Raw genomic sequence first — 13,595 nt, 5'->3', positions numbered from 1 at the left:
GCCCGTTTTACTGTTTTGTAAAATTCGACCACTTTTGTAAGCGAGTATATTGATTATCAAGATAATATAAAACCATATGCTATATTTATTTTGCTTAACAAAAAGCGTAGGTTCTGTTTTGATGACTGTTCAAAACTACAAATATCAGAATTAACAACAGGGACAGTCGACACAGTAAACAACCACAAGCTTATCGCTATAAAAAATACGACTAAAATTACAAGGAAGTTATGATGAAAAATATAATGGTGTTATCGGCACTAACAGGTGTATTGGCACTAACTGGCTGTACTACTTTAAAAAACGTAGTCGGTAACGATATGTCAGGTACGCATGAAGTACAGGCAACGAGCAATAATACAGCACCAGTCACTAGTAAAAATGGGGTGTTGGTGGATGCTACCAACCATATGACGTTATATACGTTTGATAAAGACTCTATGAACCAGTCAGATTGCGGTGCAGCTTGCCAAGTTGTGTGGCCAATTTTCAAAGCGCCTAACGATGCTAAAGCTTCAGGTCAGTTTGCTGCATTCAAGCGTGAAGATGGCAAATATCAGTGGGCAATGAACGGTAAGCCTTTATACTTCTACGCTAATGACACAAAAGTTGGTGACAAAGACGGTGATGATAAACTTGGTGTTTGGCATGTTATCCCAAGCAAATAGCAGGTGTTAGATATAGACTGACTCGAAAACGTTAAGATAAAAAAGCAGCCTGTCCTCAATTATAGAGGCAGGCTGCTTTTTATTTGCTTGGGGTTACTCTTTACTATATTAACAGCAGCGCTCATATATTCTCTAGTATTAGATGTAATCTGTACTATGTCATCTTTGCTAAAGGCTCAATCTGAATAGTCTCTAGCACTTCTTCTTTGCTAGGCTCTTTTCGATATAAAGGAAAAAAGTCTGAAAGCAGATCACTTTCCGTGAACCAGATATCCGCCACTAACTCTGTATATTTCACTACGTTGACGATGAGCCTGTAAGTCTTGAATAGTAACTCTTGTGAGCTAAAGCCTTTCTTATACTCATATAAAGAATCTAAATTGGAGCCAACGCCGCCACCAAGATGTAGCACTTCATAACGGTTCTCTCGTCCCCAATTGCGAGCAACGTGAGTGATAAGTTTAGAAGGTTGTAGATGTGTATAAGCGTTCAGCGTACCGCCAAGATGGAACTGCATAATGCCAGACTCTTGGCAGAGCGTATATATAGAAGACCCAATCGCTTTATCGTCTTGATAGGCAGTTATCAACAGTATTTTTTCTTGAAGGTTTTCAAGCAAATTGAAGAAATAATCATCATCAAAGAAGTAATAATCACTGGCATTGACGTGTCGCATCGTCTCTTTATAAATGTCTGAGAACATTATCGCATTCTGTCTGGTTAAGAATTCTGTTTTTGTCACGACATCCATTTTTATGGCTTTTTTGATACCGCGGCGATGTCGATTTTGTGTTTCGCTCCAATGCTCTTTTTCTGACTTACTCAAATCAGACATCAGAGTCAGCCCGTGAGTCAGTGCTTTGCCAACTGTGGGTATCCATTCTTTATTAATAATCGGATGCAACCGCATAAACAAAGACACGCAGCCTCTCTCGCAAAGAAAAGCTCTTATCTCATCTAGTACGACGTCTAACTCGGCATCAGTGAGGGTTTTGTCCATTAACGGGCCACCGTAGCCATAAGTGGAAGTAGCATCCCAGTGCTCTGAGTCAATGTCTCTAATTATGATGGGTAACAATACTTCTTTATCTTTATAGCGAGCGATGATTCCTTGAGGTTTGCCCTTGTCGATGACAGCTGAGGCCGCAATCCAACCAGATAAGTGGTATATATCAAAATGATGATTTGATACCTTCTTATCCCACCCAGCATCTATCGCTATGTAATCAACTTGTACTGTATCCACGTTGCTGCTCCCTCAGTGTTGCGTTATATATTCGTAAATCCGTATATATGAATATAACAACAAAGTATGAAGCCTTCAAGTATATAAAAACCTTTTATGTAAAATAATGAATATATTTGATAAGAGCGTAGAAGAATTTGCAGGAAATAAAAAAGCAGCCTGCCTCTATAGATGAGGGTAGGCTGCTTTCCTCGTTTTTTTCAAAAGCCGTTAGAGAGCTATAAGCTTACAGTTATTTCTTTTCTACTAGCTCGCCATCGATTTGGATAGGGACATTGGTCGTGATACCGTCAACGTAAGCGGTCATACCATAAGCGGCGCGATCAAGTGTACCAGTAGCGCGGAAACCAACGACTGGCTCTTTGGTAAGAGGGCTATTAGCGATTTTGTTTAACGTGACATCTAGGGTTAGTGGTTTGGTTTGACCAAGTAAAGTAAAGTCACCCGTTACTTTAGCCTGCTGCGGATTAATGAATTTGACCTGAGTAGATTTGAAAGTCATGGTTGGATACTTTGCAACATTAAAAAACTCATCCGTTTTTAAATGCTTGTCACGAGCATCCCAATTGGTATCGATACTATCAGTTGCAATGGTAAAGTTCATGCTGGTTTTATCGGGCGCTTTGATATCGTAATTCACCATGCCTTTGACATCATTGAAGTGGCCCATCGTGGTTGAAAACCCTAAATGACTGACAGAAAATCCAACACGAGTATGGGAGTCATCTAGCTGCCATTGAGTCGGTAGGGCAGCGCTTGCCATGGTAGTAACTGCTAATGCTGAGCCAATAAATAGTGCTTTGGTGGCCGTGCTTATTTTAGTATTTATCATTAAATATTCCTTATTTAATTCAGTTAAGTTACGAGTGATTGAGAAGTAAATTAGTTGCTGGTAGCGATGTTCAAATGGAGTTTGTATCGCGTAGCTGTACCCTTTAAGTATACTATGTATAATTAAGAGCTAAGGTTGTATTTGGTTAGATTATCTACAATAGTAGATATCATTGATTAATTTAACTAACTTTATTACTGTACTAAAATCAATCGCCTATCTCAACACTCTCGAGCTTTCAGTGACAACTTATCACATATCTCTATCACAACTGCTCCTTGCGTCTTACGTCAAAAACCGTTAAAATCGCGGTTTAATTTTCCCGCTGGGGAAAGGCTAAGCGAACAGAAGGGTGGTGTTGGGTGCTGGAATAAGCCAGTGACGCAGTTGCCATACTTGTAATGTCCTTAGTGCCTCAGTTACGTATGTCATCATTTGTTTGATACATCATCGCTGATGCTGTATTTAGACGTTGTACATACATCGGACCTAGAGAGTATATTATGCGTAAAGATATCCATCCTAATTACCAAGAAGTTTTATTCCACGACACTAACGCTGACGTGTTCTTTTTGACTCGCTCAACTGCTAAGACTAAAGCGACTCGTGAATACGAAGGTAAAGAATACCCATACTACCCACTTGATATCTCAAGTGCGTCGCATCCATTCTATACTGGTGAGCAACGTAAAACTTCTACTGAAGGTCGTGTTGCAAGCTTCAACAAACGCTTTGGCGCATTTGGTGGCCGTAGCAAGAAAGCTGCAGACGCTGCTGAATAATTTACACTTATGGTGTAAATATATTTCGCTAAGCAATAAAAAACCGCTGATTATTCAGCGGTTTTTTTTGGTTTAATTTTCTATTGTCTAAAAATAAAGCTAACAGGCTGTTTAGCGCTCAAACTCAGTGGTAGATGAGTCTAATAACTGAATAGAATCTAATAATTGGATAATAGTCTCTACTATCTGCTGTGCCCAATAGCCGTACATCAGACTGTTAGGATGAAATCCATCACTGGCAAACATCACATTGATATCTATAGCCGAACCATTTGCATGCTCTTCTAGCATCCTTGTAAAGTCGGTTGCCATATAAGTGACACTAGCATGAGCCGCACAGACCTGCTGTAATATCCCATCAAGTATCGATGCTTTTGCGCCCACAAAGTTATTGAGCGGGGCAGGGATTGCAGGCATTTGCGCCATCGGCGGCAAACTTAAAAAAACCAATTCTCGTACGCCAAATTTGCGCTGTGCGATATTGATAATGTCTTCAATTTGCTGTTGCCATTTATGTACAGAGACATTGGACGTCGTGTCATTAACCCCTACGCTTAGCAACATCACATCAATAGGCTGCTCAGGAGCCGGTAGGACATATAACCTGCGTAGAATATCAAAGCTGGTATGACCTGTTGTCGCTTGCAATGACCAATTGAGTCGAGCAAAGCTTGATTGGATAGTTTCGTTTTGTTCCAGTATCGGGATGAGCTTACCGACCAACGCTTCTTGCTGCGTTTGGCTACCCACACCTGCCGCTGCCGAATCACCAACTACCATGAGGTTAAATGTCTTAGCATTTTGCGTTGATACCTCATTATTCGCTTGAGGCAGCTCAATCATGCCGTGCCTTTCGCCATGTGGTTCAGGCAAGCGAACCGTATCACGCTTGATTTTGCGACCTTGATAGAGGTAGACAGGGGCAAGTAAGACGTCTCTTGCAACCGATGTCAGCTTATTAGTATCTACCATCCTGCACGTTCCCTGATAGTGGTGAGACTGTCTTCAATTAACAATTGACCATCGACGTAGACATCACGTAATAGATTATCAGTTGGGTCGCTCATCTCATTTTCTTTGACGGTTGTTAGCTGGCCGCTGTCGTCTTTTACCAGTGCCAATCGTCCTTTTTTCGAGCGTTTTGAGCGGCTGGTGACAGGATCTTTATAAATATCCTTCCATGCGCCATCGATAGAGATAGCGCTAGATTTCATTGCCCAACTCATGGTGTCGCGGTTGACTTGCTGCAATAGACCACCGCCCATGCCAAACGTCACGTTTTCTATGCTAAAGCCCGCTTTGATTACTACGTTAATAATTTTGCTTAAGCTTTGCGAGCTGATGCCATCACCTTGGATGATGCGTACGTAGTCGGGCAGCACTTTATAGCCTTTGCTGTTTACAGTCGTACCGAACTTCACTGCCAAGCGCTCCAACGCTTCGCGGACGACTTTGGTAGGTTCGCCGCTGTCTGGTCGAATGACCAAAGTGCCGCCCATATTTTTGACTTCATCTTTTAAGGCGTCACCCCAGATATTGTCGATGGCATTCCATAAATCATAACTATCTGAAACGACCGAAAAGGCTTTGTCTTTACCGCCAAACTGCTCAATCATATTGTGAAAAGCAGCAGTCTCGCCATCACGTCCCCAAGCTGTCATCGTACTGTGCTCGGCCGCTGGAATAGAGAATGCAGGCATATCATTACCCATCTGATACCAGCGACTAGCAGCAATAAGCGCTGTCATCGAGTCAGTACCAGCAAAGTTGACCAAATGCGCTAAGCTACCAAGTGCAACCGTTTCTTGGCTCGATGCACCGCGCGCGCCAAAGTCATGCAAGCGAAAAGGTAGCGACTCTGTATTGTCCGCTGATTTCTCTAACGCTTGACGGATAATGTCTTTGCAATAGTGGGAAACACTAGCGACCGTGGATGGATACCAAATTGCACGCAATAGCGCTGTTTCGATATAGCTGGGTAGCCAGTAAAACTCAGGATCGGTGTTGATCACTTGGCAGACTACATTGGACACAGGCACGATACTGCCTTCTGGTACGGCTTGGATACGCAATGGCAAATAGCCGTCGTGTTTTTCAATCAAATGCTCCCAACCAGCACGATTGAAGGTTAGGCCATGCGCTTGAATGACCTTTTCGGCTTCATCAATATCTTGATGAGTGATAGGCGTGCTTAGGTACTCTTTGATAAAGGCTTGTAGACCAAAGAACACCACATCGTAGTCGCCCTTGCGCGCCTCAATATAGCTTGACAGATACTCACTTCCGCTTGGATATTGCACCCAATGTGAGGTCTTATAGCTGTCGCTATTTAAGATTAAGTTGTTTAGGTTACTGGTATACATCACAGAACTCCTCTGCTTTGAAATGCCGCAGCTGCTTTAATAAAAGAACAGTGGCGGCGGTTGATTGCCGTCTATCGGCATTGATATCAAATGATTAGTGCGATATTTAGTGATAGCTGTTTTGATAATAATTTGCTCAAGTAGCTATTAGAAAAAGCTACTAAAGAAAGCTACTAGAAAAAACGATTAGCAGCGAACTATAAGCCAACCATTTTAGTAATAATCGCATAGTGATCTTCAAACATCATCTTCGCATCGAGCTCAGCTAAGGGTAACCAAAATGCCTTGGTCGCATCATCGCCGCCTTTTACTTTTGGCAGACCTTTTGGATCGTTTTTGAGCTGAAAATAAAACGCTTGAGTAATGGTGCGACCACGCGCTGAGCGATATGGGTCGTCAAAGGTATGTTGGCTATGGCAAGAGCCGCGCAGTACTGGCTCGGGCACCTTGAGGCGAGTTTCTTCGCGCAGTTCACGGATACAAGCATCAAACAGCGTCTCTTTTGGATTTAGAAATCCACCTGGCAGCGCCCAGAGTCCACGCCCTGGCATACTACGTCGCTCAACCAGTAGGATATGTCCCGACTGTACAATCAAGGCATCGGCAGTCATAAAAGTAGGCGGGTACGGTGCTGATTCCCATTGTCTTTTATATTTATCAATAAAGTCTGCTTCTTCATGCAGCTGATGATAATCGTCAGTTTGTTTGAATGCATCGAGGACGTTGCGCGTCGACTCAGGCGTACGCTCAGGTGTCGGTGTAGCACCCATCAGATAGCTGTCGCGAATCGGTGTGGCTGATAAGTTATGATAATTGGGCACTGACACAGAGTCCCAGTTGGGGAACAGTGACAGATAGTACGATGAGCTGTCTTTTGAATGACCAATCAAACCAATATCCGTCTGCAAGTCACCAGTGACAGATTTTACACCTGCTTGCACATACTGTAGCCAGCGGGTGTCATTGTAGAGTGCATCATCTAAGCCAACACAGTGAATGCGTGCGGCTTCTTCTTCAGAGTAGGCGCCTTTGATCATTGCGGCACGCTCAGCGACGCTAAATGGATTGCGTAAGCTACGTGGCAAGTTGGCTGAGCCGATCAGCATAATTACTTCGTCTGAGCGTTTTAGTGCCTCATCGATGACGGCTTTGTGCCCAGCATGAAACGGCTGAAAGCGTCCGATAAAGACCAGATAACGATAGTGCTTACTGCTTTTCTGATCTAGGTTTTGCTTATCTGACTGTTGCTCTGATAATTCACTCATAGACGCCAACTTCCTACGACTTATTTTTATTGATTAAAAATTAATGACGCTAATACTGACACAGCCCATGACTTTCTGACAAGTATAAAGATGTTTTGTTGAAAATGTTAGCTAGGTTGTATGTAGATAGATGAGTGTATTTCCTATAAGGAACAGGGTAATAAATAAAATAATCATGACAGTATATATTGAGAAGTAGCACTTAAAAGCATTTGCTTCTTTGGGCTTTAGGTCACTTTTGTGATCCGCATAAAAGATTATATGATATGAGGGATTATAAAACAGGACGAGTACATAGGGCGCTTTGTCGTAACGATTCATTATTTGCTTGGTCACAGTAAAGTAGTACTGATAGACAATTGCCATAGCAATAGTTAAAACAGCAAAGCTAATCAGTATTAAAGTGGTCATTATTTATCCTGAGTTCTCGCATGCCTTTCTATCCATGCCGTCACCGTTGGCCAAATCTCTGTTGCAGCATTACGGCTAATCATAATACGACTGTGCGTATAATCATCTAAATCGCTGTTATTAAGCGAGTACTCTCGAAAGACATTGGTTGAATTGTTAAAGCCATCAAAAAACAAACGACAGCCGCAAGTAGGGGATATGAAGGTATCGCCTTTTGCGCTAATAGAATAAACGGGGATCGTGATTTGAGCCATATGATGTCGATAGTCAATAAAGTCATCGCCAACATTCTTTTGCTGATTAATGCTTTCGTTCACTTCGTCTGTATTCGCTCTACCTTTATCAAAATTAGCCTTATTCAAAAAGCTGCTTTTAAAGTTTTTACGCAAATTCCAATCGTACCACTGGGTCATCGTATAGTAGCTTTCGTTAAAAGGGCCTACCTTGAACTGCTTAGCGGGTATAAAGCCGACCAGTCGAGTAAGTACCTTGGCGGTAAGGATTTTCGCGTAGCTGGTCGAGTCTGGCGCCGCACCAAAAGCTTGGCAGGCAAACATACTGATGCTATTGACCTTATCGATATAGCTTGGGTTTTGGACGAGAAACATGGTTAAGCCAACGCCGCCACCGCTATGGGTGACGCAGTGCAGATTATCGAGTTTTAATTCATCAAAAAAATAGCGAAAAGTTGCTTCATAATCATAAGTAGCAACCGTCTCAAAATTGAATTTTTTGGTGGGTTTTGAGCTATCACCATGCCCGCGCCACTCCATGATGTAGCAGTGATGACCAAGCCCTGCAAAATATTCGGCGATTTTGAGGCAAGTTTGCTTGTCAGAAAACGTACCATGCGTCAAAAATATGTTTTGCGGTGTGATGTTAGGCAGGCTGTTTTCTGATGTGTTAGCTATCGTATCTTTGTCTGAATTATCAACCACTTTCCAAACGGCAATTTTCTCATCATCCTTGGTAGTTACTAGGTGCAACGTCCGTGTCATCATAAAATGATCCTATCCAAAAAATACTTAATCTTTATACAAGTTGATACTTATAATACAAGGCGATTAAAAGCTACTATGCTCATAACGCTACTGCGCACAATCATTCAAATTAACTATACTACGTCAAAACCAGATGACTTGCTCAGACTAGATGTGAACGGTATGGCATATCGGAAACGCTGAGTGCGCTTGATAAATGGTACCGCTGTCTTTATATAGAGAATAACTTGGCAGCCAACATAGTCATTTAGCGTGTTTGTGGTTTCTCATCTAAATATAAAGTTACTTTGGCAACTGTCAGCATCATTAAAAAAACCAATGACGACCATTTGCAACAGCCACGGTTCAATTCGCAGTAGCGTGGTCGGAATTGATGCTTGATTCAGGTATAATGACTGCTATAGATGGATTAAACTTTATACTCATGTCGGCCAATGTCATACAATAATAAATCGAAAATATTGCCAGTCTGCATGTCTTATATAAATCGTAAACATTTTAAAAATCCAAATTCACGACACAGTAGCCATAATAGATATAGCGTTTGTGTCATAACGCATAGGAAAAATTATGAGTGAGCAAAACCAAGCTGATAACCAACTAGATCAAACTGCTGGCTATGAATCAGCCCTAGATACCGAGCAAGTCGAAGCGAAAAGTAACATCACTATCACTGAGTCAGCTCAAGGCTACTTGGCAGATTTGTTATCTAAACAGGATACCGATGGTATCGGTGTGCGTATCTTCGTTGAGCATCCTGGTACGCCGCGCGCAGAGTGCTGCATGGCTTATAACCAACCGGGCGAAGAAGACAGTGCTGACTTGCGTTTTACGTATGAAAACTTCTCTGCCTTTATCGAGGCGGCGTCAGTACCTTATCTAGAAGACGCGGTCATCGACTATAATAAAGATCGTTTCGGTGGTCAGCTGACTTTCCGCGCACCAAACTCTAAAGTACCTAAAGTAGGCGCTGATGCCAGTGTCGAAGAGCGTATCAACTATGTATTGCAGTCAGAGATTAACCCTGGCTTAGCAGCGCATGGTGGTGACGTACAGTTACTTGAGCTGATTGATGAAGAAGGCATTGGTCTGACCGCTGTATTGAAATTTGGCGGTGGTTGCCAAGGGTGTTCAGCGGTTGATATGACTCTACGTCAAGGCGTTGAAGTGCAGCTAAAACAGCAAATTCCAGAATTGACCCAAGTGGTTGACGAGACTGACCATACTCGTACAGAGAATGCTTACTACAAATAAAGTAAAAAATAGTTAAAAGCAAAGTGGCTGCTATAAAGGTGGCCATCATCTCTAGTATAGATATGCCTGTTTGGTTTGCTGCTTATGAATATTTGTCATGAAGAGATGAGTATTTTGCTATTCTTTTAATAAAGAAGCTGAGTTATGATGAACTCAGCTTTTTTTATTGCTATGATTTAGCAGACAGCTTTTTAAGATGGTTTTCGAGCGATACGTCGTCAACAAATCATCTTTTATCAACATAAAGGAATGTACTATGAGTGATGGATCAGCAGACCAGCAAACAGCCCAACAGCCAGAAACCCCTCAACGTCTTGAGACCTTAGCGATTCATGCAGGCTATAGTGTAGAGCCAACGACCAAAGCAGTCGCCGTGCCTATTTATCATACCAGTTCATATGCGTTTGATAATACTCAGCATGGTGCAGATCTGTTTGATTTAAAAGTCGCAGGCAACATCTATACTCGTATCATGAATCCGACCAACGCGGTGCTAGAAGAGCGTGTGGCTGCGTTAGAAGGCGGTATCGGTGCGCTTGCTGTAGCTTCTGGTATGGCTGCCATTACTTATGCGATTCAGACTATTTGCGAAGCAGGCGACAATATCGTCGCCGTATCGACCCTATATGGCGGTACTTACAATTTGTTTGCCCATGCATTGCCGCGTCAAGGTATCGAAGTGCGCTTCTTTGATCATAAAGACCCAGAAGCCATTCGTGACTTGATTGATGATAAAACTAAAATGGTTTTTGCCGAGAGTATCGGTAACCCACTAGGTAATATCGTTGATATTCAAGCGCTCAGTGATGTCGCTCACAAATACGGTGTACCTGTCGTGATTGATAATACCGTGGCGACGCCTGCGATATGTCGTCCATTTGAGTTCGGTGCAGATATTGTGATTCACTCATTGACCAAATATATGAGCGGAACCGGTACTTCAATCGGTGGTGCGATTGTCGATAGCGGTAAGTTTGCTTGGGGTGATTATCCTGAGCGTTTCCCACTGTTGAATACGCCAGATCATAGCTATCATGGGGTAAATTTCGTAAAAGACGTAGGCGCGCCAGCCTTTATTGCCCGTGCGCGCGTTGCGCCATTACGTAATACTGGCGCAGCCCTCAGCCCGCTCAATGCTTTTGGTATCTTGCAAGGTATGGAGACGCTAAGTCTGCGTATGGAGCGTCACGTGCAAAATGCACAAGCCGTTGCAGAATATCTGCGTGACCATGATAAAGTTGCGTGGGTGAAATATGCAGGTCTGTCTGACCATCCTGAGCATGAGCTTGCCAAAAAATACATGAAAGGTACGCCTTCTGCTATTTTGACCTTTGGTGTTAAAGGTGGACTGGAAGCAGGAGCGCGCTTTATTGATGCGCTGCAACTGATTACTCGTTTGGTAAACATCGGTGATGCGAAATCATTGGCCTGTCATCCAGCGACGACGACCCATCGTCAGTTAAATGAGCAAGAGCTAGAAAATGCAGGCGTTAGTACAGATATGGTACGACTGTCGATTGGTATTGAACATATCGAAGATATCAAAGCCGATCTCGCGCAAGCATTAGCTTCTGCTTAATAACAAGCGCTTATTAAGTTGAGCAAACTGTTTGAACAAGTCTAATATAAACAAAAAGCCCATATCGATTTGATATGGGCTTTTTGTTTTGCGTCCCACAGATGTGTTTAATGATTAAGCAGACAGTACACGCTGTGCGATATCTCGATAATCCTGCGAGGCAAGACGCGGTCCAAACTGCTGAATAACTTGTGCTGATATTTCGCTGGCAAGACGACCACATTCTAGCAGACTATACTGCTGCGATAATGCATATAAGAAAGCACCAGCGTAGTTATCACCTGCACCATTGGTATCGATGACATTGGCCACTGCTGGTGTTGCAACGTCATACACTTCAACTTCTGCCTCATCATTAGGCTGATGGGCAATGACCGCACCGTTGGCACCATCAGTGACGACGGCAATTTGGCAATATTCAAGCAGTGCACGCGCTGCTGCTTTGACTTGTTTTTTATCGGTGAATAGCTTTGCTTCTTCGCTATTGCAGAATATCACAGCGACTTTGTTGCCGAGCATATTAAGCAAGCCATCTTTGGCAAACTTCACTACCGCAGGGTCAGCAAAGCTTACGGCGATTTTTGCATTATGAATACCAGCTTGCTGACGTAATTGAGTCATTGCTGGTTGGATACTCTCAGACATCGCCAGATAGCCTTCTATATATAGCCAATCTGCTTGAGTCAATGCGTCAAAATCAACATTGTCAGCGGCAATCTCACTTGAGGTGCCAAGATAGGTCTGCATGGTGCGTTCGCCATCTTCGGTAACGGCAACCACACATGAGCCGGTCACACCGCCTTCATGGATAGATTTGTCTGAGGTCGCGACACCTGCTTCATGCAAGTCTCTGAGATAAAACGCCCCTTGATCATCATCACCGACGCGGCAAGCATAAAAAGGCTTACCGCCTAAGCTGGCAAAGGTAAACATAGTATTGGCTGCTGATCCGCCGCCTGCTTGTTTTGATGGCTCAATCTCAGCCAGTTTAAAGTAGGCCAGTAGTTGCTGCTGCTCCTCAAATTCTGCTAGTGTCATATTACCTTTGGTCAACTCGGTCTCTTCTAGTGCCGCATCTGACAGCACATATTCGTGATCAACCAACGCATTACCTATTGCCATTACATCGTACATTGCTTATTTCTCCTCAATTCATTTATAAATGGTTATCTTTTTATTATTAAAAACTAGTCTGCTTGCAACTCTAGTAGACGCTGATAAAGTGCATTTTTCTTCACGCCAGTGATGTCAGAGGCCAGTGCGGCTGCTTTTTTGACTGACAAATCCTCCAACAAACGCTGTAGCAATTTATCATGCGTACTGATGTCGTCAGTATCTTTTGCCACACCGACGCCAGCGACGACCACAACTATCTCACCGCGTTGCTGATTGTCATCTGCTTTGACAAACTCAACCAATTCACCAAGGGTGCTCTTGTGTACCGTTTCAAACGTCTTGGTCAATTCTCGGCAAAAAGTTACCGCGCGATCTGCACCAAATATCGCTGCCATGTCTTCTAAACTAGCTATGATACGATGCGGCGCTTCATAAAAGATTAAAGTTTCGGTACGTGCGATTAAATCGCTCAGCTGTTTTTGACGACCATGCGTTTTGGCGGGCAAGAACCCAATAAAGCTAAATCTATCAGAGGGTAACCCTGCTACTGACAATGCGCCAATTGCAGCAGAAGCCCCAACGATAGGTGATACGGTCACGCCAGCTTCATGCGCGGCTTGCACCAGTTGATAACCTGGATCGCTGACTAGAGGTGTACCAGCATCACTAATCAAGGCAACTGAATGACCTTGCTCAATCATTTCGATAATTTTGGGCGTTTGAATGGCGCTATTATGCTCGTGATAGGCCCATAGCTTATTGTGACCTTTTTGCTTTGTGGTCGTGTCATCATCTTCGACACTGCTTTTGGCAGGACGAGTCTCTGAGTCTTTTGTCTCGTCACTTTTGCTGCCTTTGGTATCGATGCCAAAATGTGACAGTAGTTTACCTGAGGTGCGGGTGTCTTCACAGGCAATAATGGCGACCTGCTTTAAGACATCAATTGCGTGCGATGTCATGTCGGACATATTGCCAATTGGCGTGGCAACGATATAGAGACAAGCTGGCATCGCAGTAGGGGTAGACATGAAAACCTCGGGTCGTTAAAAAGACGTTAAAAAATAATAGTGCGCTAGTA

12 protein-coding genes are annotated in these 13,595 nt (G+C 43.2%); 4 read left to right on the top strand and 8 right to left on the bottom strand.

Annotated features, from left to right (window positions below):
* Positions 1-233 precede the first annotated feature (233 nt).
* Positions 234-668: a hypothetical protein gene (locus QL898_RS09335; protein ID WP_290176598.1), complete on the top strand. Its 435-nt coding sequence runs from the start codon at positions 234-236 to the stop codon at positions 666-668.
* A 154-nt stretch (positions 669-822) separates the two neighbouring features.
* On the opposite strand, the gene QL898_RS09330 is transcribed toward QL898_RS09335, so the two are convergent.
* Complete coding sequence (locus QL898_RS09330; protein ID WP_290176597.1) at positions 823-1,914, bottom strand: GNAT family N-acetyltransferase; 1,092 nt, start codon at positions 1,912-1,914, stop codon at positions 823-825.
* Between the two features lie 232 nt (positions 1,915-2,146).
* Positions 2,147-2,746, bottom strand: a complete 600-nt coding sequence (locus tag QL898_RS09325) for a YceI family protein (protein WP_290176596.1) — start codon at positions 2,744-2,746, stop codon at positions 2,147-2,149.
* 503 nt (positions 2,747-3,249) lie between these two features.
* Here QL898_RS09325 and QL898_RS09320 point away from each other — a divergent pair.
* On the top strand, positions 3,250-3,528 hold the full coding sequence (locus QL898_RS09320) for a type B 50S ribosomal protein L31 (protein WP_057761772.1): 279 nt from the start codon (positions 3,250-3,252) through the stop codon (positions 3,526-3,528).
* A 111-nt stretch (positions 3,529-3,639) separates the two neighbouring features.
* On the opposite strand, the gene QL898_RS09315 is transcribed toward QL898_RS09320, so the two are convergent.
* The 4 genes from QL898_RS09315 to QL898_RS09300 all read right to left on the bottom strand — a co-directional run bounded on the left by QL898_RS09315 (position 3,640) and on the right by QL898_RS09300 (position 8,568).
* A complete protein-coding gene (locus QL898_RS09315; protein ID WP_290176595.1) occupies positions 3,640-4,500 on the bottom strand; it encodes an SGNH/GDSL hydrolase family protein in 861 nt (286 codons plus the stop codon).
* Positions 4,494-5,891 carry a nicotinate phosphoribosyltransferase gene (locus QL898_RS09310; RefSeq protein WP_290176594.1) on the bottom strand — a complete coding sequence of 466 codons (1,398 nt, stop codon included), beginning with the start codon at positions 5,889-5,891 and terminating at the stop codon, positions 4,494-4,496. Before QL898_RS09310 ends, QL898_RS09315 begins: the two co-directional genes overlap by 7 nt.
* Before the next feature lie 197 nt (positions 5,892-6,088).
* Positions 6,089-7,156: a bifunctional nicotinamide-nucleotide adenylyltransferase/Nudix hydroxylase gene (locus QL898_RS09305; protein ID WP_057761766.1), complete on the bottom strand. Its 1,068-nt coding sequence runs from the start codon at positions 7,154-7,156 to the stop codon at positions 6,089-6,091.
* A 410-nt stretch (positions 7,157-7,566) separates the two neighbouring features.
* Positions 7,567-8,568, bottom strand: coding sequence for an alpha/beta fold hydrolase (locus QL898_RS09300; protein ID WP_201549461.1), 1,002 nt, complete (start codon positions 8,566-8,568; stop codon positions 7,567-7,569).
* Between the two features lie 570 nt (positions 8,569-9,138).
* Here QL898_RS09300 and nfuA point away from each other — a divergent pair.
* Positions 9,139-9,822: a Fe-S biogenesis protein NfuA gene (gene nfuA / locus QL898_RS09295; RefSeq protein ID WP_057761762.1), complete on the top strand. Its 684-nt coding sequence runs from the start codon at positions 9,139-9,141 to the stop codon at positions 9,820-9,822.
* A 256-nt stretch (positions 9,823-10,078) separates the two neighbouring features.
* The gene (locus QL898_RS09290) at positions 10,079-11,401 is read left to right on the top strand and encodes an aminotransferase class I/II-fold pyridoxal phosphate-dependent enzyme (protein WP_201549459.1); all 1,323 of its coding nucleotides are present in this window, start codon (positions 10,079-10,081) and stop codon (positions 11,399-11,401) included.
* Between the two features lie 114 nt (positions 11,402-11,515).
* On the opposite strand, the gene QL898_RS09285 is transcribed toward QL898_RS09290, so the two are convergent.
* Positions 11,516-12,535: an adenosine kinase gene (locus tag QL898_RS09285; RefSeq protein WP_201549457.1), complete on the bottom strand. Its 1,020-nt coding sequence runs from the start codon at positions 12,533-12,535 to the stop codon at positions 11,516-11,518.
* A 53-nt stretch (positions 12,536-12,588) separates the two neighbouring features.
* On the bottom strand, positions 12,589-13,545 hold the full coding sequence (gene rsmI, locus QL898_RS09280; protein WP_201549456.1) for a 16S rRNA (cytidine(1402)-2'-O)-methyltransferase: 957 nt from the start codon (positions 13,543-13,545) through the stop codon (positions 12,589-12,591).
* Positions 13,546-13,595: the final 50 nt, after the last annotated feature.

The organism is Psychrobacter sp. APC 3279, assembly GCF_030407795.1.
GTDB lineage: Bacteria > Pseudomonadota > Gammaproteobacteria > Pseudomonadales > Moraxellaceae > Psychrobacter.
The sequence above is the reverse complement of the archived record's forward strand: the minus strand, read 5'-3'. Positions and strand labels throughout refer to the sequence as shown.

What these genes read in the sequence shown, in the direction of transcription:
- QL898_RS09335 (WP_290176598.1), top strand. Translation starts at nt 234, where the DNA reads ATGAAAAATATAATGGTGTTATCGGCACTAACAGGTGTATTGGCACTA.
- QL898_RS09325 (WP_290176596.1), bottom strand. Translation starts at nt 2,746, where the DNA reads ATGATAAATACTAAAATAAGCACGGCCACCAAAGCACTATTTATTGGC.
- QL898_RS09320 (WP_057761772.1), top strand. Translation starts at nt 3,250, where the DNA reads ATGCGTAAAGATATCCATCCTAATTACCAAGAAGTTTTATTCCACGAC.
- QL898_RS09315 (WP_290176595.1), bottom strand. Translation starts at nt 4,500, where the DNA reads ATGGTAGATACTAATAAGCTGACATCGGTTGCAAGAGACGTCTTACTT.
- QL898_RS09310 (WP_290176594.1), bottom strand. Translation starts at nt 5,891, where the DNA reads ATGTATACCAGTAACCTAAACAACTTAATCTTAAATAGCGACAGCTAT.
- QL898_RS09305 (WP_057761766.1), bottom strand. Translation starts at nt 7,156, where the DNA reads ATGAGTGAATTATCAGAGCAACAGTCAGATAAGCAAAACCTAGATCAG.
- QL898_RS09300 (WP_201549461.1), bottom strand. Translation starts at nt 8,568, where the DNA reads ATGATGACACGGACGTTGCACCTAGTAACTACCAAGGATGATGAGAAA.
- nfuA (WP_057761762.1), top strand. Translation starts at nt 9,139, where the DNA reads ATGAGTGAGCAAAACCAAGCTGATAACCAACTAGATCAAACTGCTGGC.
- QL898_RS09290 (WP_201549459.1), top strand. Translation starts at nt 10,079, where the DNA reads ATGAGTGATGGATCAGCAGACCAGCAAACAGCCCAACAGCCAGAAACC.
- QL898_RS09285 (WP_201549457.1), bottom strand. Translation starts at nt 12,535, where the DNA reads ATGTACGATGTAATGGCAATAGGTAATGCGTTGGTTGATCACGAATAT.
- rsmI (WP_201549456.1), bottom strand. Translation starts at nt 13,545, where the DNA reads ATGTCTACCCCTACTGCGATGCCAGCTTGTCTCTATATCGTTGCCACG.